This window comes from Nonomuraea sp. NPDC049607, assembly GCF_040675375.1.
Classification (GTDB): Bacteria; Actinomycetota; Actinomycetes; order Streptosporangiales; family Streptosporangiaceae; genus Nonomuraea.
The window spans coordinates 205334-231700 of the sequence record NZ_JBFAOV010000006.1 but is presented as its reverse complement, the minus strand read 5'-3'; the positions used below and the strand labels follow the sequence as shown (position 1 = coordinate 231700).

The 26367-nt window shown below is 72.8% G+C and carries 24 protein-coding genes; 13 read left to right on the top strand and 11 right to left on the bottom strand.

Features of this window, described 5'->3' with window-relative positions; translation table 11 throughout:
• The first annotated feature begins 1 nt into the window (after position 1).
• From AB0J97_RS14905 to AB0J97_RS14890, 4 genes are read left to right on the top strand one after another with little or no spacing between them, the layout of a single operon-like run.
• Positions 2-1162, top strand: coding sequence for a mandelate racemase/muconate lactonizing enzyme family protein (locus AB0J97_RS14905; protein ID WP_357704928.1), 1161 nt, complete (start codon positions 2-4; stop codon positions 1160-1162).
• Positions 1163-1176: 14 nt separating this feature from the next.
• On the top strand, positions 1177-1842 hold the full coding sequence (locus tag AB0J97_RS14900) for a GntR family transcriptional regulator (RefSeq protein ID WP_125637421.1): 666 nt from the start codon (positions 1177-1179) through the stop codon (positions 1840-1842).
• Complete coding sequence (locus AB0J97_RS14895; RefSeq protein ID WP_364088446.1) at positions 1835-3238, top strand: NAD-dependent succinate-semialdehyde dehydrogenase; 1404 nt, start codon at positions 1835-1837, stop codon at positions 3236-3238. Before AB0J97_RS14900 ends, AB0J97_RS14895 begins: the two co-directional genes overlap by 8 nt.
• An 11-nt stretch (positions 3239-3249) precedes the next feature.
• A complete protein-coding gene (locus tag AB0J97_RS14890; protein ID WP_364088441.1) occupies positions 3250-4263 on the top strand; it encodes a DUF2804 domain-containing protein in 1014 nt (337 codons plus the stop codon).
• A gap of 7 nt (positions 4264-4270) precedes the next feature.
• Here AB0J97_RS14890 and AB0J97_RS14885 read toward each other — a convergent pair whose 3' ends face one another.
• The 3 genes from AB0J97_RS14885 to lnt form a co-directional block, all read right to left on the bottom strand.
• Entirely contained in the window at positions 4271-4753 is a 483-nt protein-coding gene (locus AB0J97_RS14885; protein WP_357704919.1) for an FxsA family protein, read from the bottom strand.
• A gap of 84 nt (positions 4754-4837) precedes the next feature.
• Positions 4838-5584 (bottom strand): polyprenol monophosphomannose synthase, encoded by a 747-nt coding sequence (locus AB0J97_RS14880; RefSeq protein WP_357704917.1) that lies wholly within the window; start codon positions 5582-5584, stop codon positions 4838-4840.
• Positions 5581-7059, bottom strand: coding sequence for an apolipoprotein N-acyltransferase (lnt, locus tag AB0J97_RS14875; protein WP_364088800.1), 1479 nt, complete (start codon positions 7057-7059; stop codon positions 5581-5583). The genes AB0J97_RS14880 and lnt overlap by 4 nt, the downstream gene beginning before the upstream one ends.
• 112 nt (positions 7060-7171) lie before the next feature.
• On the opposite strand from lnt, the gene AB0J97_RS14870 reads away from it, so the two are divergent.
• The gene (locus AB0J97_RS14870; RefSeq protein ID WP_364088797.1) at positions 7172-7345 is read left to right on the top strand and encodes a pentapeptide repeat-containing protein; all 174 of its coding nucleotides are present in this window, start codon (positions 7172-7174) and stop codon (positions 7343-7345) included.
• A gap of 533 nt (positions 7346-7878) precedes the next feature.
• Here AB0J97_RS14870 and AB0J97_RS14865 read toward each other — a convergent pair.
• The gene (locus AB0J97_RS14865; protein ID WP_364088438.1) at positions 7879-10044 is read right to left on the bottom strand and encodes an ATP-binding domain-containing protein; all 2166 of its coding nucleotides are present in this window, start codon (positions 10042-10044) and stop codon (positions 7879-7881) included.
• Between the two features lie 341 nt (positions 10045-10385).
• Here AB0J97_RS14865 and AB0J97_RS14860 point away from each other — a divergent pair, with 341 nt between their 5' ends.
• The 6 genes from AB0J97_RS14860 to AB0J97_RS14835 are packed head-to-tail and all read left to right on the top strand — an operon-like array spanning position 10386 to position 17066.
• The gene (locus tag AB0J97_RS14860; RefSeq protein WP_364088436.1) at positions 10386-11582 is read left to right on the top strand and encodes an ROK family transcriptional regulator; all 1197 of its coding nucleotides are present in this window, start codon (positions 10386-10388) and stop codon (positions 11580-11582) included.
• A gap of 60 nt (positions 11583-11642) precedes the next feature.
• Positions 11643-12974, top strand: a complete 1332-nt coding sequence (locus AB0J97_RS14855) for an ABC transporter substrate-binding protein (RefSeq protein ID WP_364088434.1) — start codon at positions 11643-11645, stop codon at positions 12972-12974.
• Between the two features lie 6 nt (positions 12975-12980).
• Positions 12981-13949, top strand: a complete 969-nt coding sequence (locus tag AB0J97_RS14850) for a sugar ABC transporter permease (protein ID WP_364088432.1) — start codon at positions 12981-12983, stop codon at positions 13947-13949.
• Complete coding sequence (locus AB0J97_RS14845; protein ID WP_357704903.1) at positions 13946-14836, top strand: carbohydrate ABC transporter permease; 891 nt, start codon at positions 13946-13948, stop codon at positions 14834-14836. The genes AB0J97_RS14850 and AB0J97_RS14845 overlap by 4 nt, the downstream gene beginning before the upstream one ends.
• Positions 14833-16092 carry a 6-phospho-beta-glucosidase gene (locus AB0J97_RS14840; RefSeq protein ID WP_357704901.1) on the top strand — a complete coding sequence of 420 codons (1260 nt, stop codon included), beginning with the start codon at positions 14833-14835 and terminating at the stop codon, positions 16090-16092. Before AB0J97_RS14845 ends, AB0J97_RS14840 begins: the two co-directional genes overlap by 4 nt.
• The gene (locus AB0J97_RS14835) at positions 16092-17066 is read left to right on the top strand and encodes a BadF/BadG/BcrA/BcrD ATPase family protein (protein ID WP_364088429.1); all 975 of its coding nucleotides are present in this window, start codon (positions 16092-16094) and stop codon (positions 17064-17066) included. The genes AB0J97_RS14840 and AB0J97_RS14835 overlap by 1 nt, the downstream gene beginning before the upstream one ends.
• Positions 17067-17079: 13 nt before the next feature.
• Here the strand turns inward: AB0J97_RS14835 and AB0J97_RS14830 are convergent, their stop codons facing one another.
• The 5 genes from AB0J97_RS14830 to AB0J97_RS14810 all read right to left on the bottom strand — a co-directional run bounded on the left by AB0J97_RS14830 (position 17080) and on the right by AB0J97_RS14810 (position 21425).
• Entirely contained in the window at positions 17080-17565 is a 486-nt protein-coding gene (locus AB0J97_RS14830; RefSeq protein ID WP_364088427.1) for an Lrp/AsnC family transcriptional regulator, read from the bottom strand.
• Between the two features lie 23 nt (positions 17566-17588).
• Entirely contained in the window at positions 17589-18182 is a 594-nt protein-coding gene (locus AB0J97_RS14825; protein ID WP_357704895.1) for an ATP/GTP-binding protein, read from the bottom strand.
• A gap of 247 nt (positions 18183-18429) precedes the next feature.
• Entirely contained in the window at positions 18430-19296 is an 867-nt protein-coding gene (locus AB0J97_RS14820; RefSeq protein ID WP_364088424.1) for a terpene synthase family protein, read from the bottom strand.
• Between the two features lie 240 nt (positions 19297-19536).
• Positions 19537-20304 (bottom strand): protein phosphatase 2C domain-containing protein, encoded by a 768-nt coding sequence (locus tag AB0J97_RS14815; RefSeq protein ID WP_364088422.1) that lies wholly within the window; start codon positions 20302-20304, stop codon positions 19537-19539.
• A 5-nt stretch (positions 20305-20309) separates the two neighbouring features.
• On the bottom strand, positions 20310-21425 hold the full coding sequence (locus tag AB0J97_RS14810) for a Xaa-Pro peptidase family protein (RefSeq protein WP_357704889.1): 1116 nt from the start codon (positions 21423-21425) through the stop codon (positions 20310-20312).
• A 176-nt stretch (positions 21426-21601) separates the two neighbouring features.
• Here AB0J97_RS14810 and AB0J97_RS14805 point away from each other — a divergent pair, with 176 nt between their 5' ends.
• Together AB0J97_RS14805 and AB0J97_RS14800 are read left to right on the top strand one after the other, a co-directional pair.
• On the top strand, positions 21602-22849 hold the full coding sequence (locus AB0J97_RS14805) for a SpoIIE family protein phosphatase (protein ID WP_364088419.1): 1248 nt from the start codon (positions 21602-21604) through the stop codon (positions 22847-22849).
• A gap of 10 nt (positions 22850-22859) precedes the next feature.
• Complete coding sequence (locus AB0J97_RS14800) at positions 22860-23753, top strand: 5'-3' exonuclease H3TH domain-containing protein (protein WP_357704951.1); 894 nt, start codon at positions 22860-22862, stop codon at positions 23751-23753.
• Here the strand turns inward: AB0J97_RS14800 and menD are convergent.
• Complete coding sequence (menD, locus tag AB0J97_RS14795) at positions 23743-25404, bottom strand: 2-succinyl-5-enolpyruvyl-6-hydroxy-3-cyclohexene-1-carboxylic-acid synthase (RefSeq protein WP_364088417.1); 1662 nt, start codon at positions 25402-25404, stop codon at positions 23743-23745. The two genes, AB0J97_RS14800 and menD, sit on opposite strands and share 11 nt — an antisense overlap.
• Positions 25401-26327 carry an o-succinylbenzoate synthase gene (locus tag AB0J97_RS14790; RefSeq protein WP_364088415.1) on the bottom strand — a complete coding sequence of 309 codons (927 nt, stop codon included), beginning with the start codon at positions 26325-26327 and terminating at the stop codon, positions 25401-25403. The genes menD and AB0J97_RS14790 overlap by 4 nt, the downstream gene beginning before the upstream one ends.
• Positions 26328-26367 lie beyond the last annotated feature (40 nt).

Sequence of the window (26367 nt, the reverse complement as noted above, 5' to 3'; positions counted from 1 at the left end):
GATGAGGATCACAGACGTCCGCGCGCGGGTCATCGAACTGCCCTACCCCAGGCCGTTCGTGCCGTCGTGGGCCCCGGAGGGCGCGCACCGGGCGATGTCGGCGGTCATCGTCGAGGTCGAGACCGACGAGGGCATCGTCGGCGTGTCCGGCGGCGACATGGGGCACGGCACCGGGCCGATGCTGCTGGAGGCGATCCACGGCTGGATCCGCCCGCAGCTCGTCGGCCTGGACGCCTTCGACACCACGCACGTCGCCAACCGGCTGCGGTACGTGGCCGAGTACGTCTTCCCCCGGCCGTGGGTCGTCGGCGTCGCCGTGTGGGACGCCGTCGGCAAGGCCTGCGGGCAGCCGCTGTACAAGCTCTGGGGCGGACACTCGGGAGCTGTCCGCGCGTACGCGAGCTTCGGCGAGCTCCGCGACCCGGCCCAGCGGGCCGAGGACGCCCTGGCCGCCGTCGAGCGGGGCTTCCAGGGGATCAAGCTGCGGGTGCACGCGGCCACCGTCGCCGAGGACGTGCGGCAGGTCGCCGCCGTGCGCGAGGCGGTCGGCCCCGACGTCGCGATCATGGTGGACGCCAACCAGGCGGCCGCCCGGTGGCGCTACGCCCCCGACGGCACCCGTCTGATCTGGGACTTCGAGCGCGCCCTCACCACGGCCAGGGAACTGGCCGGACTCGGTGTGGCGTGGCTGGAGGAGCCGCTGCCCCGGCACGACTACCGCGCCCTGTGCGAGCTGACGGCGGCCTCGCCGATCCCGATCGCGGGCTGCGAGCACAACCGGGGCATCGGCCAGCTCGTGCGCATGCTGGAGGATGGTTGCTTCGACATCTTTCAGCCCGACGCGAACGAGAGCGAGGAGATCGGCGCGCTGCGCGACTTCGGCGCCATGGCCGCCGCCCGGCAGCGCAAGGTCATCCCGCACGCCTGGGCCACCGGGCTGGGCGTGGCGGGCAACCTGCAGCTTTGCGCCTCCCTGCCGAACTGCGACTGGCTGGAGTACCCCTACGATCCGCCGGTGATCGTCCCGGAGGTGTTCCACGCCATGCTGACCGAACCGCTGCTGCCCGACTCCCGCGGTCTCGTCGCCGTTCCGACGGGGCCCGGAATCGGTGTAGAGCTGGACCACGCGGCGATCGAGCCGCTCACCGTCCAGCGGGTCTGAAGGGCTCCTCAACCATGGCCGAATCGCGTTCCCCCTTCCGCACCAAGGCGGATCTGGCGGCGGAGCACATCAAACATCTGATCATGAGCGGCGAGGCGCCTCCCGGCACGAAGATCACCACCCGGGTGGTGGCCGAGGCCGTGGGCATCAGCGAGACGCCCGTCCGCGAGGCGATCAAGCAGCTGTGCTCGGAGGACTGGCTGGTCGAGCGGCCGCACGTCGGCGCCGTGGTCGCCGAGCTCACGGTGGCCAACGTGCGCGAGCTCTACAGCGTCCGGGCCGCGCTCACCGCGCTGGCGCTGGAGCTGGGCGGCGTGCCGCTGGAGGGCGCGCGGCTGGCCGAGGTCGACGCGGTGCTCGCCGAGTGCGAGACCGCCGTCGCCCGCGAGGACGTCGCCGCCTTCGCCCGCCTCAACCGGCGCTTCCACTCCCTGCTGTGCGACACCGAGCACAGCAAGCTCACCCACCGCATGCTGCAGAGCCTGTGGTCCCGTACGGAGACCGCCCAGCGCGGCTTCCGCCTGGTGCCCTGGCGGCTGCCCAAGTCGCACGCCGAGCACATCGCCATCAGGAACGCCCTGGTGGCGGGCGACATCCCGCTGGCGGGCAAGCTGCAGCACGCACATGAGATGGCCGCCATGAAGGCGCTCATCGAAGGAATCCAGGAGACACATGGCTGACATCCGCAAGGCTCTCGTCGGAGCCGCATGGCAGGAGGCCGACCAGACCTTCACCGTCCGCTCGCCCGCCACCGGCGAGCCGCTGGCGCAGGTCGCCGACTGCGGTCCCGAGCTGGCCACGCAGGCGATCGACGCCGCCGCGGCCGCGCTGCCCGGGTGGCGGGCCATGCCCGCGCACGAGCGCGCCGACCTCATGCGGGCCGCCGCGCGCGAGCTGACCGAGCGGGCCGATCAGATCGCCGCGATCATGACGGCCGAGCAGGGCAAGCCGCTCGCCGAGGCGACCGGCGAGGTGCTCTCGGGCGCCGACCACCTGCTGTGGGCCGCCGAGGAGACCCGCCGTCTGTACGGCGAGACCGTGCCCGGCGCGCACGAGGGCAACCGCATCTGGCTGCTGCCCGAGCCGGTCGGCGTGGTGGCCGGCATCACCCCGTGGAACTTCCCGGTCTCGATGATCACCCGCAAGCTCGGCCCGGCGCTGGCCGCCGGGTGCACGGTCGTGCTGAAGCCGGCCGAGCAGACGCCGCTCTCGGCGATCGCGGTGGCCGAGGCGTTCGTCGCGGCCGGGCTGCCGCCGGGCGTGTTCAACCTGGTCACCACGTCCCGCCCGGCCGGGTTCGGCCAGGCCGTGATGGGCGACCCGCGGGTGCGCAAGGTGTCCTTCACCGGCTCCACCGAGGTCGGCCGCGAGCTGATCAGGCAGAGCGCCCACGACGTCAAGCGGCTCAGCGTCGAGCTGGGCGGGCACGCGCCCGTGCTGGTCTTCCCCGACGCCGACCCGGTCGCCGCCGCCCGCGCGGTGGCCCGCAGCAAGTTCCTCAACGCCGGGCAGGCCTGCACCTCGCCCAACCGCATCTTCGTCCACTCCTCCCTGGCCGCCGACTTCACCGCCGAGCTGGTACGCCAGGCGCGGGCGGCCGAGCTGGGCCCGCTCATCGACGAGGCGGCCGTGGCCAAGGTCGCCAGGCACGTCGAGGACGCCGTCGCCCGCGGCGCGGCCGTCCTGACCGGCGGGAGCCGTCCCGAGGGGGCGGGCACGTACTACCCGGCGACCGTGCTGGGCGGGGTGAGCGAGGACATGCTGGTCTGCCGCGAGGAGACGTTCGGGCCGGTCGCGCCGGTGCTGGAGTTCGACGACTGCGACAAGGTCGTCGAACGCGCCAACGCCACCCCGTACGGGCTGACCGCGTACGTGTGGACCAACGACCTGACCAGGACCCTGCGGGTGGCCGAGGAGCTGCAGTTCGGCATGGTCACCGTGAACGGCGGCCCGCTGGCGCCGCCGCAGGCGCCCTTCGGCGGCATCAAGAGCAGCGGCTACGGACGCGAGGGCGGCCACCACGGGGTGGCCGACTACCTGGAGTACAAGTACCTCAGCGTGGGGCTGGGACGATGACGGAGAGCACGATGAAGACGAGCCCGCGCGCGGTCGCCGAGCGCGAGATCACCCGCCGGGTCGACCTGTGCCTGCCCGACGGCCGGCTCAACCCGGCCGCGGTCGGCTGGAGCCGCACCCCGCTCCACCGCGCCAACATCCGCGGCTGGGGCCGCACCATGCGCTGGGACTACTGGTGCGTCACCAGCCCCGGGCACGTGTTCGCCTTCAGCGCCAGCAGCCTCGACTACCTGGCCGGCGAGTCGGCGTTCTTCCTCGACCGGCGCACCGGCGAACAGGTCTCCAGCCGGGGGCTGCTCGTCCCGGCCAGGGGCGTGTCCTTCTCCGAGCGCGGCGGCGAGGGCAGCGTGCGCATCGGCGCCGGGCCGGTGCGCATCAGCGTCGACGAGACCGCCGACGGCACCCGGCTGCGGCTGAAGTCCGCCGAGATCACCGCCGACGTGCTCGTGCGGCGGGTTCCGGGCCGCGAGAGCCTGTCGGTCGTGGTGCCCTGGAGCCGTCGCCGCTTCCAGTACACGGTCAAGGACGTCGGCCGGCCCGCCGAGGGCACCGTCCGCGTCAACGGGGTGACCCACGAGTTCGACCCCGCCGACGCCCTCGCCACGCTCGACCTCGGGCGCGGGCGCTGGCCCGGCGACATCCGCTGGAACTGGGGCGCCGCCGCCGGACGGCCCGGCGGCCGCGACGTCGCCCTGCAGATCGGCGGCAAGTGGACCGACGGCACCGGCAGCGTGGAGAACGGCCTCATCCTCGACGGCCGCCTGCACAAGATCAGCGAGGAGCTGGTCTGGCGGTACGACACCTCCGACTGGCGCGCGCCCTGGCACATCGTCGGCGACCGCGTCGACCTGGAGTTCGTGCCCGAGCACGTGCGCGAGGCCGACGTGCGGCGCGCGTTCTACATGCGCAGCCAGGAGGCCCAGGCGTTCGGCCACTACCGCGGCACGGTCGTCGCCGACGACGGCGAGAGCGTGACGGTCGACGGCCTGTACGGCTGGGCCGAGGAGGTCTACCGGCGCTGGTAGCGCAGGGTCAGGCGTCCTGGTCGTCGCGGATGACCTCGCCGTGCACGACCCTGCCGCCCTGCGGAGCCCGGTCCACGCCGGGCGACGACGGGAACAGGTTCGCGTACGGCGAGGCCGCCGCCATCCGCTTGACCCGCCGGTCGAAGAACCACGACGACAGCCGCCGCATCAGCGGCCGGGTGAACGGCAGCACGAAGACGAAGCCGACGAGGTCGGTGAAGAAGCCCGGGATCATCAGCAGCACGCCGCCGGCCAGCACCAGGCCGCCGTCGGCCAGCTCGCGGTCGGGCACCCGGCCCTCCGACAGGGCCGCCTGCAGCCGCCGCCAGGCCCGGCGGCCCTCGCGGCGCACCAGCCAGGCGCCCAGCAGGGTACCGGCGACGAGCAGGCCCACGGTCGGCCAGCCGCCGATCATCGATCCGACCTGGATCAGCAGCCAGACCTCCAGCACCGGGACGCCCAGCAAGGCCAGGAACAGCAGCAGCCGCATCGTTTCCTCGATTCCGCGCACACGTACATCAGGAACAACGTCCGGCGGGCCGCCCGCGTTCCTGGACGCGGATCCCGGTGCCGGTCAGCCGCGCGTGCGGCGCAGGCGGCGGGGCAGGCCGGTGACGCCCCACATGCCGATGCGCCACAACGCCTCGGACATGACCTTGCCGTTCATCTTGCTCTTGCCGACCGTGCGCTCGACGAACGTGATCGGCACCTCCACCACCCGCAGCCCGTGCCTGGACGTGCGGAGCGTGAGGTCGACCTGGAAGCAGTAGCCCTGCGACTCGACCCCGGACAGGCCCACCTTCTCCAGCGTGGAGGCCCGGTAGGCGCGGAACCCGGCGGTGGCGTCGCGCACCGGCAGGCCGAGCATCACGCGGGTGTAGACGTTGGCGCCCTTGGACAGCAGCTCGCGCCGGTGGGGCCAGTTGACCACCTTGCCGCCGGGCACGTAGCGGGAGCCGATCGCCAGGTCGGCGCCGTCGGCCAGCGCCTGCAGCAGCTTGGGCAGTTCCTCGGGCTGGTGGGAGCCGTCGGCGTCCATCTCGACCAGCACGTCGTAGCCCTCGCCCAGCCCCCAGCGGAACCCGGCGATGTAGGCCGCGCCCAGCCCCTGCTTGCCCGGCCGGTGGAGCACGTGGACGTGCTCGTCGGCCTCGGCCAGGCCGTCGGCGACCTCGCCGGTGCCGTCGGGGCTGTTGTCGTCGGCCACCAGCACGTGGGCGTCCGGCAGGGCGGCGCGGACGCGCTCGACGATCGCGGGCAGGTTGTCGCGCTCGTTGTAGGTCGGGACGACGACGAGCACCCGGCCGAGAGTCTCCATCATGAGCCGTTCCCCATTCGGTCGCCTCGCCTGCCGCGCAGTGCGGCGACTCCGACAGCCACCGCTCCCATCAACATCAATGCCCATTCAGGAAGCTCGCCCACCTTTGTGGCGATCGTTTCCTGGGTGCGTACGGGCACCGTGACCACGTTCATGTCGGGGACAAGTTCACGGGTCTGCCAGGAGACTTTACCGTCAGGCGTGACATATGCGGAGATCCCAGTCGTGGCGGCGGTCACGACGGCCCTGTTGTGCTCGACGGCGCGCAGCTTGGACATCGCGAGCTGCTGCGGCGGCAGGTTGGACAGCGCGTAGCTGGCGTTGTTGGTCTGCACCACCAGCGGGGTGCCGCCGGCGCGCACGGTGCCGCGCACGGTGTCGTCGTAGGCGACCTCGTAGCAGTTGACCGCGCCGATCGTGACCGGGCCGAGCTTCAGGTCGCCCGGCTTCGTGCCCGCGACCGACTGCCTGCCGACCAGGTTGGCCCGCTCCCACAGCGCCAGCACGATCTCCTTGAACGGCGTGTACTCCCCGAACGGCACCAGGTGCTGCTTGTCGTAGTAGGCGCCGGGACCGGTCACCGGGTCCCACACCAGGCTGCGCGTGGCCCGGTTCTCGTCGCCGATGGCCACGACGGCGCCGACCAGGGTGGGGACGCCGACGTACCTGACCGACTCGTCGATGACCTGGCGGGCGAAGGCGCTGGTGTAGGGGTCGATGTCGGTGGAGTTCTCGGGCAGGACGACGAGGTCGGGCCTGGGCAGGGTGCCGGCGCGCACGGCGTCGGCCAGGCGCTTGGTCTGCTCGGCGTGGTTGCGCAGGACGACGGCCGGCTCGTCGCCGAGCGGGTGCATGCCGCGCCCCGGGACGTTGCCCTGCACGATGCCCACGTTGATCGAGCGCCCCTCGTCGCCCGGCCTCGGCAGGACGAGCGTGAGCAGCGGCACGGCCAGCGCCAGGGCCACCGGGACGGCCCTGCGCAGGGCGGCCGCGGGGCGCACCAGGACGGCGTGGGCCAGCAGCGCGCCGCACAGGGCGACGGCGAAGGACACCAGCGGCGCGCCGCCCAGCGCGGCGTAGGAGGTGAACAGGGACTCGCCCTGGCTGAAGGCCACCCGCGCCCACGGGAAGCCGCCGACGGGCACCAGGCTGCGGGCCCACTCCATCATCACCCACAGCGCGCCGAACCACAGCGGCCACAGGCGCAGCCGGAACACCAGCGCCGCCAGGGCGGCCATGACGGCGTAGAACACGCTCTCGGTGGCCACCAGCATGACCCAGACGTCGTCGCCGATCGTGCGCACCCAGGCGAGGGTGGGGAACAGGAACACGGCGGCGCCCAGGTAGCCCAGCCACGCGGCCCGGCGGGGACGGGCGCGGTGGAGGGCGGCGACGATCAGGCCGATGCCGACGGGGGCGCACAGCCACCAGTCGAGCGGCGGGAAGGCGGTGTAGAGCAGCAGCCCGCCGGCGACCACGGCCACGACCCGCGCGGCCAGGACCCACCGGCTCTCGCCCTTGGCGGGCACGCCCTTGTCCGCGGAGGGGCCGGTGTCAGCGGGCCCTTCCGGCGCGGCGCCCTCCGGCGCGATGTTCTCCGGCGCGGTGCTCTCGGGAGCGGCGCCCTCCGGCGCGGTGTTCTCCGGCGCGGTGTTCTCCGGCGCGGTGTCGTTCAGGGCGGTGTCTTCCGGCGCGGTGTCGGAGGCGTTCGCCTCGGGAGCCGGTTCGCGCCCGGGGACGGGCGGAAGGCTCGTCTTGTCCTGAACCACGCCGGGTCTCCTCGCAAAATCGCACGCCTGCTTGCGAAAACGCTACCGCCCCGGGGCCGCGCTCAAGCCAGCGGCGCACACCGAGATCGAAAACAGCCGCTCGCAGGCGGTCGGGCGGCCGGCTGGGTGATCCCGTTCGGGACGGGATCACCCGGCGCGATCCGCGATCCAGCGCACGAGAGCGGGAAGAGGGCCCGGAAACCCTTCGGACCGGACCCGTCTCGTCGGCGGCGAGCGCGGAATTCCGTTGTCTACTGGGCTCCCGGACCCGTCCCGGGTCCAACCCCCCAACCGGTCGGGGTGCCCCGACTCGACGGACCGACGGCCCTGCACCTGGCTGTGTGGACGAAGTCACGCTCCGTCACGGACGCAGGATCCGACGATGTCAGAGACGGCCAACCGGCCAAGTCCCGTGCTGGACTGCGCAGCAAACTACCGACTCCACCTCAGATGTCAACCGTGTCCCGATCAGCGGGAACATCAAGTTTCCGCAGGTGGGGCATGTTCGGCCTGCCATCCTAAAGCGGGTCAAAGCCCATTTGCCGACGTCGGGGGCCTGCCCGGCAGCCCCGACAGAGCCTCCGACAGCGGGCCTTCGTGGACGACGCCCAGCCGCTGCGTGGACCGGGTCAGAGCGACGTACAGGTCGCTCGGGCCGCGTGGCGACTGGGCGGCGATGAGGTCCGGCTCGGCCACGATCACCGAGTCGAACTCCAGGCCCTTGGCGTCGGCCACGCCCATCACCGCCAGGGGCGCGTCCAGGGCGGCCGCACCGGCGGCGCGTCCGGCGCCGGGCATGACCACCGCGGCGCCGTCCACGGCCGCTACCAGCCGCGCGCCGATGGTGTCCAGCAGCGCGTCGGGCACGACCACGGCGACCTTGCCGCCCTGCTCGACCTCCGCCCCGGCCAGCCCGTCCAGCGCGGCCAGCGGCGCCGCCCACGGCCGCGCGCCTAGCTCGCGCACGGACGCCGGTGCCTCCAGGGCAGGGTCGATGGTGGCCAGCACCCGCGCGGCCACCTCCATGAGCTCCACGGGCGTGCGGTAGTTGACCGTCAGCCGCTCCTGACGCCAGCGCCCGGCCACGTACGGGTCCAGCACCTGCGCCCACGACCGCGCCCCCGCCGCCGAGCCGGTCTGGGCGATGTCGCCGACGATCGTCATCGACCGCGTCGGGCAGCGCCGCATGACCGCCCGCCACGCCATCGGCGACAGCTCCTGGGCCTCGTCCACGATCACGTGCCCGTAGGCCCAGGTGCGGTCGGCGGCGGCGCGTTCGGCGGTGGTGAGGTAGGGGCCGTCGCCGCGCTGGCGCTCGGCCAGGCGCTCGGCCTCCATGACGTCGGACAGGCCGGTCAGCTCCAGCACCTCGCGGGCGTAGGCCAGCTCGGCCTCGCGCTGGTGCTCCTCGGCCTGGCGGGCCGCGGCCAGCTCCTCCTCGGCCTGCATCGCCGAGGCGCGGAGCACGTGCTCGTCGATGTCGCCGAGCAGTTCGGCGGCCTCGTCCAGGAGCGGGACGTCGGCGTCGGTCCACTCGGCCGACTCGCGGCGCAGCAACGCCCTCTCCGCGGGGCTGAGGACGCCCCCCGCCGCCTCCAGCCGGTCGGGCGACCCGTACAGGCCGAGCAGCAGCCGCTGGGGCGTCAGGTACGGCCACAGCCGGTTCAGGGCCGCCTTGACCACCGGCTCGGTGCGCAGTTCCTCGCGCAGGTCGGCCAGCTCGTCGTCGTCGAGGAGCCCCTTGCCGATCTTGCGGGCCTGCTGCCTGGCCAGCGCGTTCAGCAGCGACCTGACGAACACCGCGCGCGCCTGGTTGTGCGGGCGGCGCGAGCGCACGGCCTTGTTCCTGGCGGCGTCGAGCATGTTGCGGTCGACGGTGAGCGTCAGCCGGCCCACCGTCAGCTCGATGGGCTTGCGCGGCACCCTCTGCCGGTCGCGCACCGCGCGCTCGATCACCCCGGCCATCCGCGCGTCGCCCTTGACCGCGGCCACCTCCGGACGGTCACGCCGGGTGGCGGTCACGCCCGGGTACAGCTCCCCCACGGTGGACAGCAGCACGTCTGTCTCACCGAGCGAGGGCAGGACCTGCTCGATGTAGCGCAGGAAGGTGAGGTTGGGGCCGAGGATGAGCACGCCTCGGCGCTCCAGCCGCTCCCTGTGGGTGTAGAGCAGGTAGGCGGCCCGGTGGAGGGCCACCACGGTCTTGCCCGTGCCGGGGCCGCCCTGCACGACCAGGACGCCGTTGAGGTCGCCGCGGATGACGCGGTCCTGCTCGGCCTGGATGGTGGCGACGATGTCGCGCATGCGGCCGGTGCGGCGCTCGTCGAGGGCGGCCAGCAGCGCGGCCTCGCCGTTGAGGGTGGCGCGGTCGTCGTCGGTGAGCGCGTCGAGGTCGAGCAGGTCGTCGTCGACGCCGATGACGCTGCGTTCCCTGGTCTGCAGGTGACGGCGTCTGGTCAGGCCCATGGGCGCGGCGGGGGTGGCGCGGTAGAACGGCTGCGCGACCGGCGCCCGCCAGTCGATGAGCAGGCGGCGCTGCTCGTCGTCGGTGAGGCCGAGCTTGCCGATGTAGAGGCGCCCCTCGTCGACGTGGTCGAGCCGGCCGAAAACCAGGCCGCGCTCCACCGCCCAGAGCCGGGCCAGGCGGCCGGCGTACATGTCGGCGAAGGAGTCGCGCTCGGATCTGTTCTGCATCGTGCCGACGGCACCCGTGGCCAGCACCTCCTTGAGCCGGCGCTGGGTGCGCTCGCGCAGCTCGTCGAGGCGGTCGTAGAGACCGGTGACGTACGACTGCTCCTTGGCGAGCTCCGTTTGACGAGTTGCCGCCTGACCATTATTGTGGTTAATGGGACACTCCGGGCCATTCTGCTTGTTGTTGCGACAAACGATGACATTAGCACGCCTGTCGAGGCACTCCCATCTTCCCTTCCCCTTCCCGGGTCACGGCTTGGTTTCGCCCTCTTGACCAGCACGGGAGAACTCCCTATGTTCCGGAGTTAGGAAAGTTTCCTAACTTCGACGAAGGAGTCCACCTGATGACCGGTCCGGTTCCGGGAACGCCCAGCCTGCTGCGCGCGATCAACGACCGCGCGGCCCTGCGGGCGCTTCTTGAGCGCGGGTCGCTGACCCGTCCGGAGCTGGGCGCCCTGACGGGCCTGTCCAAGCCCACCGCCTCCCAGCTCCTGTCGCGCCTGCAGGAGGCCGGGCTGGTCGTGCTGGACGGCATCAGGGAGGGCCTGCCGGGCCGTACCGCCGAGGTCTACCGGATCAACCCGGCGGCCGCCTACGTGGGCGCGCTCGACGTCACCCCCGACCGCATCGAGGCCCGCGTCGCCGACATCACCGGCACGGTCGTGGGCTCGTACACGCTGCCGACGCCCCGGCGGCCGGGCGGCGAGCTGGTCGACCGGCTGGGTGCGGCGCTGGCCGGCGCGAACCCGCCGGACAAGCTGCGCAGGGTCGTGATCGGCGTGCAGGCGGCGATCGACCCGGCCACCGGCCGGCTCGGCTACGCCGCCGCCAAGGACGTGCCCGGCTGGCAGATCGACGACCTGGTGCCCACCCTCAGCGCGGGTCTCGGCGTGGCCGTGGACGTGGAGAACAACGTCAACCTCGTCGCCCTGGCCGAGCAGGCGCACGGCGCGGCGCGCGGGCACCCCGACTTCGTGCTGCTGTGGGCCGACGAGGGCATCGGCTCGGCCATCGTGCTCGGCGGGCGCATGCACAGGGGCGCGACCGGCGGCGCGGGCGAGGTCGGCTACATGCCGACGCCGGGCGCGCCGACGGCCCGCGAGGCCGGCCGCTACGCCAACCACGGCTACCAGGCGCTGACCGGCGGTCCGGCCGTGCTGCGGCTGCTGCGCTCCTACGGCGTGCACGGCACCGACTTCCGCCAGGCCATCGCCAAGGCGGTCCGCGTGGCGGAGGGCTCGGGGCAGAAGGCCGACGACGCCAAGGCGGGGCTGCGTGACATCGCCGCCCGCCTGGCGGTGGGCCTGGCGGCCGTCACGTCCGTCATCGATCCCGGGCTGATCGTGCTGACCGGCGGCGTCGTGCTGTCGGGCGGCGAGACGCTGCGCGAGCTGGTCGAGCACGAGCTGCACGCGCTGACCATCCCGCGCCCGGTCGTGCGGCTGTCGCACGTGGAGGGCAACCCGGTGCTGGCCGGCGCGCTCGACCTGGCCCTGGACACCGTGCGCGACGAGGTCTTCAGCTCGACCGTCCCTTCGTGAGCCATCTCTTCCCGTTCCACCCTCACTTCATGATCCCCCCAGCGGCAGGAGGCACCCCCCGTGCGCTTCGTCCCCCTGGCGGCCGTCGCGATCCTCGCGCTCACCGCCTGCACCGCCGGCAGGGAGGCCGGGCCCTCGCTCGGCTCCCAGCCCAGGCCCTCGGGTTCGGCCTCCGCGGCCCTCCCGGCGGCCACGATCCAGCTCTGGCACGGATTCTCCACCGACGCCGAGGTCAAGGCGTTCGAGGAGGCCATCGCCGGGTTCCAGGCCAAGTTCCCGCAGATCACCGTCAAGGCCACCAAGGGCGTCCAGGACGACCAGATCACGCAGGCCATCCGGGGCGGAAACGCGCCGGACGTGGCGGCCTCGTTCACGACGGACAACGTCGCCCAATGGTGCAGGTCGGGATCGTTCCAGGACCTCACCCCGGTGATCAAACAGGACGGCATCGACCTGTCGGTGCTGCCCGAGGTGGCACGTTCCTACACGGGCTTCGGCGGCCGGCAGTGCACGCTGCCGCTGCTGGCCGACGCGTACGGCCTCTACTACAACAAGGCCCTGATGAAGGGCAACCAGCCGCCCAGGACGCTGACCGAGCTGGCCGACCTGGCCAAGAAGCTGACCGTCCGGGACGCGAACGGCGACATCAAGGTGGCCGGGTTCGTCCCCAGCACGCAGTACTACGAGAACAGCCCCAGCCATCTGGCCCCCATGGTCGGCGCCACCTGGTACAACGCCGACGGCACCTCGGCCATCGGCACCGACCCGGCCTGGAAGGCCCTGCTGCGCTGGCAGAAGGACCTCATCGACTGGTACGGCTACGACAAGCTGGAGAAGTTCCGCAAGAGCCTGGGCGACGAGTGGAGCGCCGACCACCCGTTCTACAAGGGCAAGATCGCCATGGTCCTGGACGGCGAGTGGCGCAACGCCATGATCGCCAACGACGCCAAGAGGCTCGACTACGCCACCGCTCCCCTGCCGGTCGCCGACGACAAGCCCGACCTGTACGGCAGCGGCTTCACCGCCGGCACCGTCATCGGCGTCCCCAAGGGCGCCAAGAACCCCCAGCAGGCGTGGGAGCTGGTCAAGTACCTGACCACCGACACCAGCTCGCTGGTGACGCTCTCCAACGCCCTGCGCAACGTGCCCACGACCAAGGCCGCGATGGAATCGCCCGACCTGGCCAAGGACGCGAACTTCGCCACCTTCCTCGACGTCTTCGCCCACCCCAAGACCTCGACGCTGCCGCCGAGCGTCAACAGCGTCTTCAACCAGGAGGCGCTGGCGACCTTCGTCGTCAAGTGGGAGAAGGGCGCGGTCACCGACCTGGACGCCGGGCTCAAGGGCGTGGACAAGCAGATCGACGACAAGCTGAAGCTGTCCGGGGGCTGATCGGCGATGGTCTCCTCCCCCCACGCCGCCCCCCATGCCGCCCCCCACGCCGCGCCGTCGAGGTGGCGGCGCGGCGAGGGCCTGCGCGCCCTGCTGTGGCTGTCGCCGTGGATCGCCGGAGTGTCCATCTTCTTCGTCTATCCGCTGCTGTCCACGGTGTACTTCTCCTTCTACCGCTACGACATGACCAGCACGCCGGAGTTCATCGGGCTGGACAACTACGCGTACCTGCTGCACGACCCGCGGGTGGCGATGTCGGCGAAGAACACGCTGTGGCTGGTGGCGATCATGGTGCCGGCCACCGTGCTGTTCTCCCTGGCCCTGGCCCAGCTCGTGGTCAGGCTCAAGGCCGGAGTCGGCGTCCTGCGGACGATCTTCTACCTGCCGTCGCTGGTCCCGCTGGCGGCCGGGACGATCACGTTCGTCTTCCTGATGAACCCGGCCACCGGGCCGTGGAACAAGTTCCTGGCCCTGTTCGGGATCCACGGCCCCGACTGGTTCGGCGACCCGGCCTGGTCCAAGCCGAGCCTGACGCTGCTGTCGCTGTGGAGCTGCGGCCAGCTCGCCGTGATCTTCATGGCGGCGCTGCTGGACGTCCCCAGGCACCTGTACGAGGCCGCCGCCATCGACGGCGCCGGGGCCTGGCGGCAGTTCCGCAGCGTGACGCTGCCGACGATCGCGCCGGTGCTGATGTTCGCCCTGGTCACCAACGTCATCTACGCCCTGCAGTACTTCACTCAGGCGATGATCGCCTCCCGGGTGGCCTCGGGCGCGACCGACTCCCCCGGCTCGGCCTTCACCCCCGGCTACCCGGACGAGTCGCTGCTGACCCTGCCGCAGTGGCTCTTCCAGTCCGGCTTCCGCGACTGGACGATGGGCTACGCGTGCGTGCTGGCGCTGCTGCTGTTCGCCACGTCCATGATCTTCACGTTGATCCTGCTGCGGCAGTTCCGCCGGGCCGAGGAGGCGATATGAGCGCGACCATGACCGCCCCCGCCCCGCCCGCGGCGCCCGCGCGACGGCAGGGGGTCAGGGCCCGGCGGCGGCGCACGCTGGTGTGGATCGCCACGCACGCGGTGGCGATCGTGCTGGCCCTGATGTTCCTGGCGCCGGTGGTGTTCCTGACGCTGACCGCGCTGATGACCGACGAGCAGGCGCTGACCGGCGACCTGTGGCCGCGCACGTGGAACTTCGACAACTTCGTGGTGGTGTTCGAGAAGTCGAAGCTGCTGCGCTGGGGGATCAACACGCTGCTGTACGCCGGCCTCGGCACGGTGTTCACGCTGCTGTCCTCCGTCCCGGTGGCCTACGCCCTGGCCCGCTTCCGCTTCCGGGGGCGGCGGGCGGCCTTCCTCCTGGTGATCACCGCGATGATGCTGCCGCCGCAGGTCATCGCGGTGCCGATCTACCTGGTGTGGGCCCGGCTGGGGCTGACCGACAGCCTGTGGCCGCTGATCCTGCCGATGTTGTTCGGCGACGCGTTCTCGATCTTCCTGCTCCGCCAGTTCCTGATCACGATCCCGCGCGAGTACATCGACGCGGCGAAGGTGGACGGGTGCTCGGACTTCAGGACGCTGGTCCGGGTGATCCTGCCGATGGCCCGGCCGGCCGTGGCCGCCGTCGCCCTGTTCCAGTTCTTCTACTGCTGGAACGACTACTACGGGCCGCTGCTGTACGCCGGCGTCGAGCAGGAGGGCTGGACGCTCTCGCTCGGCCTGGCCACGTTCAAGGCGTTCCACAGCGTCCAGTGGAACCTCACCATGGCCGCCACCCTGCTGGTGACCGCGCCGGTGATCATCGTGTTCTTCTTCGCCCAGAGAGTGTTCATCGAGGGCGTGACCTTGACAGGAGTGAAGGGTTGAAACTCGCCGTGGTCGGGGGCGGCTCGACGTACACGCCGGAGCTGATCGACGGGTTCGCGCGGCTGCGTGACGAGCTGCCCGTGACGGAGATCGCCCTCATCGATCCGGATCCGTCCCGTCTTGAGCTGGTGTCGGGGATGTCGCGGCGCATGCTGGCGCACGCCGGGCATCCGGCGCGCGTGCTGGCCACCTCCTCGGTGGCCGAGGGGGTCGCGGGGGCCCAGGTCGTGCTGTTCCAGCTCCGGGTGGGCGGGCAGGCGGCCAGGAACGTGGACGAGACGCTGCCGCTGGAGTGCGGCTGCGTGGGCCAGGAGACGACCGGCGCGGGCGGCCTGGCCAAGGCGCTGCGCACGGTCCCCGTCGTGCTGGAGCTGGCCGAGACCGTACGCCGGGAGGCCCCCGACGCCTGGATCATCGACTTCACCAACCCGGTCGGCATCGTCACCAGGGCGCTGCTGGACGCCGGCCACCGGGCCATCGGCCTGTGCAACGTCGCCATCGGGTTCCAGCGCCGCTTCGCCGCCGGACTGGGCGTCGACCCCGGCCGCCTCTCGCTCGGCCACGTCGGGCTGAACCACCTGAGCTGGGAGCGTTCGGTCCATCTCGACGGCCGGGACGTGCTGCCCGAGATCATCGACCGGGCCGGCGAGGAGATCGCCGAGGCGCTCGGGCTGCGGGTGGAGCTGATCCGGCGGCTGGGCGTCATCCCGTCCTACTACCTGCGCTACTTCTACGCCCACGACGCGGTGGTGCGCGAGCAGCGCGCCAAGCCGTCGCGGGCGGCCGAGGTGGCGGCGATGGAGACGCGGCTGCTGGAGATGTACGGCGACCCGTCGGTGGTGACCAAGCCGGAGCTGCTGGACCAGCGGGGCGGCGCGTTCTACTCGGAGTCGGCGGTGGCGCTGATCGCCTCGCTGCTCGGCGACCGGGGCGACGCCCAGGTCGTCAACGTGCGCAACCAGGGCACCCTGCCCTTCCTGGACGACGACGCGGTCATCGAGGTGCCCGCCGCGATCACCGCGTCCGGCGCCGCGCCGCTGCCGGTGCCGCCCGTCGAGCCCCTGTACGCGGGGCTGATCGCGCACGTGTCGGCGTACGAGACCCTGGCCCTGGACGCGGCCCGCCGGGGCGGCGCCGACCGCGTGCGCGACGCCCTGCTGGCGCACCCGCTGATCGGCCAGGACGACGCCGCCGAGCAGCTGACCGGCCTGCTGCTGGAGGCCAACCGGGAGCACCTGCCCTGGACGGTGGGCTAGTGGCCCGCCCGCGCCTGATCCTGGCCGTCGACGGCGGCAACAGCAAGACCGACGTGGCGGTGGTCGCGGACGACGGCGAGGTGGTCGCGACCGGCCGCGCGGGCCCCTTCGAGCCGCAGAGCGCGGGCGTGGCGGCGGCCGTGGACGTGGTGGCCGAGGCGGCGGCCCGCTGCGGCCTGCCGGTCACGGCGTTCGACCACGTCTCGGCCTGCCTGGCCGGGGCCGACTTCCCGGTGGAGGAGGAGGCGCTGGCCGCCGAGTTCACCGCCCGCGGGTTCGGCGACGTGGTGGTGCGCAACGACACCTTCGCGCTGCTGCGGGCCGGCACGTCGGCCCCGTGGGGGGTGGCGGTGGTGTGCGGCGCGGGCATCAACGCGATCGGCGTCTCCCCCACCGGGCAGATCGCCCGCTTCCCCTCGCTCGGCCGCATCAGCGGCGACTGGGGCGGCGGCCAGGGCGTGGCCGAGGACGCGCTGTGGCACGCCGTGCGCGCCGAGGACGGCCGTGGCGCGCCGACGGCCCTGACGGACCTGGTCACGTCCCACTTCGGCACCGCGACCGTCGAGGAGCTGGTGCTCGGCCTGCACTTCGGACGGGTGGACGAGGGACGGCTGCACGAGCTGGCCCCCGGCGTGCTGGCCCTCGCCGCGGCCGGGGACGCGCTCGCCCGGTCGCTGGTCGAACGGCAGGCCGAGGAGGTCACCGTGATGGCCGAGGTGTGCCTGCGACGGCTCGGCCTGCTGGAGACGCCGGTCGAGGTGGTGCTCGGCGGCGGCCTGCTCACGGCCCGGGACCCGCTGCTGACGCCGCTGCTGGAGTCGGGGTTCGCGGCCAGGGCGCCGCAGGCCGAGCTGGTCGTGGCGGACCTGCCGCCGGTGGCGGGGGCGGCGCTGCTGGGGCTGGAGCACCTGGGCGTCCCGGAGCCCGCGCTGAGACGCCTGCGCGACCACTTCGAGCTCCCGGTCACCCGCTGAGGCGGCAGACGGGTCAGGCGGAGGCGTTCTGGTCGGGCTCGGCCGGGGTGACGTCGGAGGCGACGACGGGGGCGCGGTGCTCGTAGGGCGTGCTCAGGACCACGGTGGTGCGGGTGGAGACGTTGGCCGAGGCGCGGATCTGCTGCAGCAGGTCCTCCAGCGCCACCGGGGAGGCCACGCGCACCTTGAGGATGTAGCTCTCGTCGCCGGCGACGCTGTGGCAGGCCTCGATGGCGCTCAGGTGGGCCAGCCGCTCGGGGGCGTCGTCCGGCGCGGCGGGGTCGATCGGCTTGATCGAGACGAACGCGGTCAGCGACAGCCCGATCGCGTCGTGGTCGATGACGGCGGCGTAGCCGCGGACGACCCCGCGCTTCTCCAGGCGGCGTACGCGCTGGTGGACCGCGGAGACGGAGAGCCCGGTCTCCCTGGCCAGGTCGGTGAAACTCATGCGGCCGTCGTGGGCGAGCAGCGTGACGATCCGGCGGTCGATCTCCTCCATCGGTCAAAGGTAGCCGGTGATGGTCACGACATGGTCCCGACGGGAGCGACCCCTCGGTTCATCGCGTGCTCGACCAGGGTGATGAGCACCTGGCGACCGGAGTCGCGCCTGCGGGCGTCGCACAGCACGATGGGGACGTCCGGCTCCAGCCCGATGGCCGAGCGCACCTCGCCGACGGTGAAGGGCCTGGTGCCGTCGAAGCAGTTGAGCGCGATGATGAACGGCTGCTCGCGCTTCTCGAAGTAGTCGACCGCCGGGAAGCAGTCGGCCAGGCGGCGGGTGTCGGCCAGCACCACGGCGCCCAGCGCGCCCATGGCCAGCTCGTCCCACACGAACCAGAAACGTTCCTGGCCCGGGGTGCCGAACAGATAGAGCATGTAGTCGTCGCGGATGGTGATGCGGCCGAAGTCCATCGCGACGGTCGTGGTGAGCTTGCGCTCGACGCCCGACAGGTCGTCGACGTGCGTGCCGACGTGGGTGAGCGCCTCCTCCGTGCGCAGCGGGCGGGTCTCGGAGACGGCGCCCACCATGGTGGTCTTGCCCGCGCCGAATCCGCCGGCGATCAAGATCTTGATCGCGGTCGGCAGCCGCCAACGGTCGACGCGACCGAATTCCATCCAGCACCGCCCGTACAGGTCCCGCGCACGTGCGGCCTTCGCGCTTGGTCAGTGTCATCTGTCAAGACGTGTGGTGAAGGCCGTTCGACGTGCCTGGCATCGAGCCACCCTAGCAACGCCACATTTTCCACTCAAGGTACAAACTTTTACAAGGAACAAAATGTCACGATTTATCGCCGCTAGTCCCATAAATCGCCTGCGCCTTGCGCGGCGGTCAAGGGACTTGTCAGCTTATTCGACGGGATCGTTAGGTAGCGGGGTCGAAGTCCGAAATACCGGTGAAGCCGGCATTGAAGCCGATCCGTCGGCGCAGGTAGGCGGCCGTACGCGGGCTGCATCCGCGCAGCGTCTCGATCAGGCCGCTCGCCTCGCGGGCCAGGCCGGCCATCGCGTCGGCGACCTCGCCGCCGGCGACCCCGAGCGCGAGCGCGTTGAGGTCCCCCCAGCTCAGGTCCCTGCGGTAGGAGGCGAGGTCGCCGAGCAGGTGCAGGTAGCGCTGGACCCGGCGGCTGACCGCCCACAGCTCGTCCAGGTGACCCGTGGTCCAGCCGTCGCCGGTGTAGATCCAGTGGGACAGGTCCACGAAGCAGGAGCCGTGGCTGTCGGCGTTGTCGAGGTAGCGCTCCAGCGTGGGCACCGCCCGCGTGTCCCGCCACACCCAGGCCCTGGCCATCCCGGACAGCGTCCTGGCCAGCTGGTCGCGCCAGAGCTGCTGGGCCACGCCGAACCCCTCGGCGGTGGCCAGCTCGTCACGCAGGTCGGCCAGGAAGCGGGTGACCGGCGAGCGCGGCACCGCGCCGCCGGCGACCGCCAGGCACTCGCCCGTCAGCCGGTCGACCTGCTCGCGGGTGGTGGCGGCATGGTCCACCAGGCGGTCGACGGCCAGCACCCACAGGGCGCTCCGGTTGACCGCCCTCAGCCCGCCCGCGCCGGCCCAGGGGGCGCTGAAGGCGGTGGCCAGGGTCAGGGCCTGGTAGAACTCGGCGTCGAAGGCCGCGCCGGGGAACAGGCCGTCGTACAGCTGGGCGCAGCGCCGCAGATCCCTGCCGCACTCGGCGGCCAGGGCGCAGGTGCGGCCGAGCCTGAACGCCTCGTCCAGCTCCTCGCCGGGCACCCTAGGGCCACCCGCACGGTACGCAGCTCATGGGCGACGCCCCCCAACGGCCGGACGAATGCACCTGCCGGAGAATTGTTTCATGATCACGTAAGGCCGATCAAGGCGTCCCCGCCCTCACCCGCCCACCCCACCGATACCCACGAACGCCCTCCTGCCCTCGCGCCCCCTTCCTGGGACGCCAACTCACGGCAGACAGGTGGGAGGCGGTCAGGGGGGCCGGCAGTCACGGGTGGGCAGTCAGGGGGTGGGCGGGAAGGCGGCCCAGAGGGCGGTGGCGTCGTCGTGTCGTTTGCCGCGCACCGCTCCCCGCTCGACCTCCAGCCCCCGCACGGCCGCGATGAGCGCCCCCGGCCCCCCGCCGGTCAGCTCGGCCAGCACGGACTCCCAGCTCCACCCGTACCACTCCACGAGCCGGGTCACCCCGTCGGTGAACAGCCCGGCCCCCAGCAGCCCGGACGCCTCCACGACCCCGCTGACCGCCTGCCCGGCGGCCTCGGGACGGGTGGAGGCCACCCAGAACCCGCCCTCGGCGTTGCGCATGCGCCGCACCAGCTCCGGCGAGTACGGCCGCCCGCCCGGCAGCCGCTCGACCCGGTCGTCGCCGATGACCTCGGCCCCGCCGCCGGCCCGCGCGAGGACGACCGGGGAGTCACCCAGCACCAGGTACTCCACCACTCCCCCGCCGAAGCGCAGCATGGCCACGGTCGCGGACGGCGAGTCGGGGTCGCCCAGGTCGCACGTGCCGGAGTGGGCGCCCATGGTGACGGAGATGGCCTCGGCCAGGATCTCGCCCAGCGACGAGCGCCCGTCGGCGGCCAGCCCGGCCGCCAGCGCCCCGCCGAGCCGCCCGACCAGCCACGCGACGTCGTGGGCGCACCCGCCGCCGGCCCCGGGCGCCGCCGTGGCCCCGTCGAGCACGACCGCCCACGAGGGCCCGGCCACCGCCAGGTCCTCGTTGGGGTGCGCCGACCCGGGCCGGGTGGCGTACCTGACCTCGGTGAACACGACCGTTACGGCTGGACGATCACCAGCTCGCGCGGCGTGTTGTTCAGCCGCTCGCCGCCGGTCTCGGTGCACACGACGATGTCCTCGATCCGGGCGCCGTGGCGGCCGGGCAGGTAGATGCCGGGCTCGACGGAGAAGGCGAACCCGGCCTCCATCGGCTCGTCGTTGCCCGAGACGATGTAGGGCTCCTCGTGCGTCTCGATGCCGATGCCGTGGCCGGTGCGGTGGATGAAGTAGTCGCCGTAGCCCGCCTCGGCGATGACGTCGCGGGCCGCCGCGTCGATCGACTCGCACGACACGCCCGGACGCACCGCGGCGCAGGCGGCGTCCTGGGCCCGGCGCAGCACCTCGTAGTAGGCGGCGAACTCGGCGGGCGGCTCGCCCACGCTGTAGGTGCGCGTGGAGTCGGAGCAGTAGCCGTTGTGGAGCTGGCCGCCGATGTCGACCACGACCGGCTCGCCGGCCTGGATCACCCGGTCGGACACGTCGTGGTGGGGGCTGGCGCCGTTGGGCCCTGAGGCGACGATGACGAAGTCGACCGTGGCGTGGCCGGCGGCCAGGATCGCCTCGGCGATGTCGCGGCCCACCTCGCGCTCGGTACGGCCGGCGCGCAGCAGATCGGGCACCTGCCGGTGGACCGCGTCGATGGCCTCTCCCGCCTCGCGCAGGGCCGCCACCTCGGCCGGGGACTTGCGCATGCGCAGGTCGCGCAGCACCGTGCCGGCCAGCACCTGCTCGGCCTCCGGCAGCACCTCGCGGAAGCGCAGCGACGACATCGCCCACATGCGGTCGGCCAGGCCCACCTTGGCCACCCGGCCCAGCCGGGAGGCGGCGATGCGGTAGGGGTCGTCGGTCTCGTCCCAGGCCACGAACTCCAGCCCGAGCCGGGCGGCGGGCGAGGCCTGCGCGGCCGGCAGCTCCAGCCGGGGCACCATCATGTACGCCTCCCCCGAGGCGGGCACCACGAGGCAGGTCAGCCGCTCCAGCGGCTTGGCGTCGTAGCCGCTGACATAGCGCAGGTCGGGCCCGGGGGTGAGCAGCAGGGCGTCGAGACCGGCCTTGGCGGTGGCCTCCTGAGCGGCGGCAAGACGGGACACGGGATACAGGTCTGAGGACGTCACGAGCCAAATCTACTCGGACGGCCGGCGGCCTCACTCCAGCAGGCCGCTTGTCCGCCGAGGGCTAAAATCCGCGAAAACTTCTCACAACAAGAGAGCCCATGGCTACACTCCGTTGCACGTTGATCACGTATTGTGGGGTCAATTGTCCAGTTCCACTGCACTTTGAGAGTGAGGCCATGGTCGACTTCGCAGGCGCGGCAGAGCTGGTCAGGCAGGGAGCGCCGCACGGGCGGGCGCGCGGGGCCGGCGCTGAGCTGCTGGCCGTCCGGCTCGCCCACGCCGAGCGGCTGGGCAACATGGGCTGGGCCGAGTGGAACCTGCGCACTGGGGCGGCGCTCTGGTCCGACCAGGTCTACGCGATCTTCGGAAGGGACCGCGAGGAGGGGCCGCTGTCCCTTCCCGACCTGGCCGTCATGGTCGAGCCCGCCGACCTCGACGCGCTCGACCGGCTGCTGTGGCAGGTGGTGGAGGGCGTCGAGGCCGTGCACGCGGAGTTCCGCGTCCGGCGCGGCACGGGCGAGCTGCGCGACCTGCGCGTCGTGCTCGAACCGCTGATGTCCGCCGGCGGCCCGGTCGGCATGCACGGCGTCATCCAGGACATCACCGGCCGCCGCAGGGCCGAGCGCATGATGTCGGAGTCGCGCCGCCAGCTCCTGGAGGCCCGCGAGCAGGCGGCCGAGGAGCGCAACGTGATGCTGGCGCTGCGCGAGGCGATCCTGCCCGCGCCCACCGGCTGCCTCGACCTGCCGGGGGCCAGGATCGCCGTCCGCTACGTGCCGGCCGAGAAGACCGCGAGCCTGGGCGGCGACTGGTTCGAGGCCGCGACCACGCCCGACGGCCGCCTGCTGCTGGCCATCGGCGACGTGTCGGGCCACGGCCTGCCCGCCATCGCCCACATGGCCCACCTGCGCCACGCGCTCGTCGGCCTGACCATGACCGGCCGGCCCGCCGACCGCCTGCTGTCCTGGCTCAACGACCTGGTGCTCCACCAGCTCAAGGACACCACCGCCACGGCCGTCATCGGCCACCTCGACCCCGGCACGCTGCTGTTCACCTGGGGCCAGGCGGGCAACCTCGACCCCATCCTGGTGCGCGACGGCCGGGCGACCCCGCTGGGCAGGCCGCGGGGCGTGCTGCTCGGCGCGGTCTCCGGGCGGCCCTACGAGCTGGCCCACACCCGGCTGCGGCCCGGCGACCTGCTGCTGATGTTCACCGACGGGCTGGTCGAGCGGCGCACCCGCGACATCGACGTCGGCCGGGAGCTGGTCCTGGCCGCCGCCGCCGGTCTGTCCGCCCACGACCTGGAGGCCGGGCTCGACCGCCTCCTGGCCGACATCGGCGGGCCCAACCCCGAGGACGACGCGTGCCTGCTGGCCGTCGCCGTCCCGGAGCCGGACGGGAGGGCGGCGGGAGTGCGACCATAGACGGGTGCTCATGCTTCTGGACACACCGTCCCTCTACTTCCGCGCCTTCTACGGCATCCCGGAGTCGATCAAGGCGCCCGACGGCTCCCCGGTCAACGCGGTGCGCGGCCTCATCGACATGATCGCCACCCTGGTCCGCCGGCACTCCCCGGCCGCGCTCGCCGCGACCATGGACGCCGACTGGCGGCCCGCCTTCAGGGTGGCGGCGATCCCGACGTACAAGGCGCACCGGGTGGCCCACGGCGACGCCGAGGAGGTGCCCGAAGCGCTGGTGCCGCAGATCGCCGTGATCAACGAGGTCCTCGACGCCGTGGGCATCGCCCGTCCCGAGTCGCCCGGCTTCGAGGCCGACGACGTGATCGGCACCCTCACCCACCAGGCCGAGGGCGCCGTCGAGATCGTCACCGGCGACCGCGACCTGTTCCAGCTCGTCGACGACTCGCGCCCGGTCCGCGTCCTGTACACCGCGCGCGGCATCCGCAACCTGCAGTTCGTGGACGAGGCGTTCGTCACCGCCAAGTACGGCATCCCCGGCCGCGCCTACGCCGACTTCGCCACCCTGCGCGGCGACCCCAGCGACGGCCTGCCCGGCGTGCCCGGCGTCGGCGAGAAGACGGCGGCGGCCCTGATCACCCGGTTCGGCTCGCTCGCCGCGCTGCTGGAGGCGCTCGACTCCGGCGTCACCGAGGGGTTCCCGGCCGGCAGCCGCAACCGCCTGGCCGCCGCCCGCGACTACCTCGACGCCGCGCCGGCCGTGGTCGAGGTGGCCTCCGAGGCGCCGCTGCCCGCCGCCGACCTGACGTTGCCGGACAAGCCGCGCGACCCGGAGGCCCTGGTGGCCCTGGCCGACCGCTACGGGCTCGACAGCCCGCTCAACCGCCTGCTGGAGGCGCTCAGGAGTTGAGGAACTCCCGCACGGCGTCCTGGGCCGCCTCGCGCAGGCGGCCGTGCACGGCCGCGTTCTCCTCGCGGTCGGTGCGCACCTCCACCACCCGCGGCCCCTCGCCGCGCATCGCCTTGGGCAGGTCGCCGACGTCCCCGAGCAGCGTGTACGGCGTCCCGGTCGCGGCGGCGGCGTAGGCCAGGTCCACGCCGTGCGGCGTGCCGAAGACCCGCTCGAACGAGTCGCGCACCGTCGCCTGCGGCAGCAGCGAGAAGATGCCGCCGCCGTCGTTGTTGACGACGACCAGGCACAGGTCGGGCCGGGGCTCGCGGGGGCCGAGGATCAGCCCGTTCTGGTCGTGCAGGAACGACAGGTCGCCGAGCAGCGCGTACGAGGGCCCGTTGTGCGCCAGCGCGGCCCCCATGGCCGTGGACACCAGCCCGTCGATGCCGGAGGCGCCCCGGTTGGCCATCAGCCTGATGCCGCGCCGCGGCCGCATGGTCTGGTCGAGGTCCCTGATCGGCATCGAGGAGCCGCAGAACAGCAGCGCGCCGTTGGGCAGCGCGTCGACCAGGTCGCGGGCCAGGCGCGGCTCGGTGGTGCCGGAGACGTCCAGGACGGCGTCGAGGCCCGCCCGGACGGCCGCGTCGGCCTGCCGCCAGGCGTGCAGCCAGCTGTCGTCGCCGGAGGCGACCGGGATCTCCACGGCCTGCGCGACCTGCGTGGCCGATCTGGTCGGGTCGGGCCAGCGGTCGAGGTCGGGGGCGACCACGATGTGCTCCTCGGCCCGCTTCAGCCACGACAGCAGCGGGCGCGACAGTCCGGGGCGGCCCAGCGTGACGACCACGTCGGGGCGGTGGGAGTCGGCGAACTCGGAGGTGCCGAGCAGGTAGTGGTAGCTGGAGATGGAGTGGTCGCCGTAGCGGGCGCCGCCGTTGGGCTCCGAGAGCACCGGCCAGCCCGCCATGCCTGCGGCGGCGACGTACCGCCGGACGTTGGCCGCGCCGTCGCCGACGACGAGCACGCCGCGCCGGGTGGGCGGGATGTGCAGGGCGATGGGCGGGGGCGCGACGCGGGCCCGCACCCAGGGGCCGTTCGCGCCGCCGTCGAGCGGCTCGGACCAGCTCGTGTCGCCGTCGGGGATCAGCGGCTCCCTGAAGGCCATGTTGAGGTGCACCGGGCCGGGGTTGGCCGGGCCGGAGGCGCGCTGGTAGGCGCGGCAGGCCAGCGAACGCCAGTAGGCGACCATGCCGGGACGGTCTTCGGGCACGCCGACCTCGGCGAACCAGCGGGTGGCGGTGCCGTACAGCTTGACCTGGTCGATCGTCTGGTTGGCGCCGGTGCCGCGCAGCTCGGGCGGGCGGTCAGCGGTCAGGACGAGCAGCGGCACGCCCGACTCGTTCGCCTCGATCACCGCCGGGTGGAAGTTGGCCGCGGCCGTGCCGGAGGAGCAGATCAGCGCCACCGGCCGCTCGGAGCGCTTGGCCAGGCCGAGCGCCAGGAAGGAGGCCGAGCGCTCGTCGACGCGCACGTGCAGGCGCACCCGCGACTCGGCGTGCAGCGCCAGGGCGAGGGGGGCCGAGCGCGAGCCGGGCGCGAGCACCACGTCGGTCAGGCCACAGCGCACCAGCTCGTCCACGAGCACCGTGGCCAGCGCGGTTGCGGGATTCAACGTGACGCCTCCTGCATCCGGCGAAGCCACTGGGGAGATTCAATCTCAAATTCCGACAAATGCTGAAAATTCACCGACGGGCGTCGTACCGGGAGCCAGCCGTCCACGGGCGTCAGCGAGTCCTCCACCACGTCGCCCGTCAGCAGCGACATCGTGCCGAGCCCGCACGCGTACGGCAGCGACGGCAGCGCCGCCGCCAGCGCGACCCCCGCCGCCAGCCCCACGGACGTCTCCACGGCGCTGGAGACCACGGCCGGCAGCCCGCAGGCCTCCACCACCCGCAGCGCGGCGCGCACCCCGCCCAGCGGCTGCACCTTGACCACCGCGATGTCGGCCGCCTCGGCCGCCCTGACCCGCAGCGGGTCCTCGGCGCGCCGGATCGACTCGTCGGCCGCGATCGGCACGTCGACCGCCCTGCGCACCGCCGCCAGCTCCTCCAGCGTCGCGCACGGCTGCTCGGCGTACTCCAGGCCGAACCGGTCGAGGCGCTTGAGCCGGGTGACGGCCTCGTCGACCTCCCAGGCGCCGTTGACGTCGACCCTCAGCAGCCCGGACGGCCCCAACGCGTCGCGCACCGCCTCCACCCTGGCCAGGTCGTCGGCGAACGTCTGGCCGCGCTCGGCCACCTTGACCTTCGCCGTGCCGCAGCCCGAGCGTCTCACCAGCTCATGGGCCTGCTCGGCGTCGACCGCCGGGACGGTGGCGTTGACCGGGACGCGGTCGCGCACCGGCTCCGGCCACCCCTCGAAGGCGGCCTCGCGGGCGCACGCCAGCCAGCGGGCGCACTCGCGCGGGCCGTACTCGGGGAACGGGGAGAACTCCCCCCAGCCCGCCGGACCGTGCAGCAGCACGCCTTCTCTGACGGTCTGCCCGCGAAACCGCGTCCGCATCGGAATCCGGAAGACCACGGGAGAACGCGTCACGACCCTACCCTGCACCTGTGTCCGACCTGTCGCCATTAAC

Coding starts and splice junctions, on each gene's coding strand:
- AB0J97_RS14865 (WP_364088438.1), bottom strand. CDS start 10,044: ATGCAGAACAGATCCGAGCGCGACTCCTTCGCCGACATGTACGCCGGC.
- AB0J97_RS14800 (WP_357704951.1), top strand. CDS start 22,860: ATGCTTCTGGACACACCGTCCCTCTACTTCCGCGCCTTCTACGGCATC.
- AB0J97_RS14880 (WP_357704917.1), bottom strand. CDS start 5,584: ATGATGGAGACTCTCGGCCGGGTGCTCGTCGTCGTCCCGACCTACAAC.
- AB0J97_RS14890 (WP_364088441.1), top strand. CDS start 3,250: ATGAAGACGAGCCCGCGCGCGGTCGCCGAGCGCGAGATCACCCGCCGG.
- AB0J97_RS14870 (WP_364088797.1), top strand. CDS start 7,172: ATGTTCTCCGGCGCGGTGCTCTCGGGAGCGGCGCCCTCCGGCGCGGTG.
- AB0J97_RS14905 (WP_357704928.1), top strand. CDS start 2: ATGAGGATCACAGACGTCCGCGCGCGGGTCATCGAACTGCCCTACCCC.
- AB0J97_RS14825 (WP_357704895.1), bottom strand. CDS start 18,182: ATGGAATTCGGTCGCGTCGACCGTTGGCGGCTGCCGACCGCGATCAAG.
- AB0J97_RS14900 (WP_125637421.1), top strand. CDS start 1,177: ATGGCCGAATCGCGTTCCCCCTTCCGCACCAAGGCGGATCTGGCGGCG.
- AB0J97_RS14895 (WP_364088446.1), top strand. CDS start 1,835: ATGGCTGACATCCGCAAGGCTCTCGTCGGAGCCGCATGGCAGGAGGCC.
- AB0J97_RS14830 (WP_364088427.1), bottom strand. CDS start 17,565: ATGGAGGAGATCGACCGCCGGATCGTCACGCTGCTCGCCCACGACGGC.
- AB0J97_RS14860 (WP_364088436.1), top strand. CDS start 10,386: ATGACCGGTCCGGTTCCGGGAACGCCCAGCCTGCTGCGCGCGATCAAC.
- AB0J97_RS14885 (WP_357704919.1), bottom strand. CDS start 4,753: ATGCGGCTGCTGCTGTTCCTGGCCTTGCTGGGCGTCCCGGTGCTGGAG.
- AB0J97_RS14805 (WP_364088419.1), top strand. CDS start 21,602: ATGGTCGACTTCGCAGGCGCGGCAGAGCTGGTCAGGCAGGGAGCGCCG.
- AB0J97_RS14845 (WP_357704903.1), top strand. CDS start 13,946: ATGAGCGCGACCATGACCGCCCCCGCCCCGCCCGCGGCGCCCGCGCGA.
- AB0J97_RS14850 (WP_364088432.1), top strand. CDS start 12,981: ATGGTCTCCTCCCCCCACGCCGCCCCCCATGCCGCCCCCCACGCCGCG.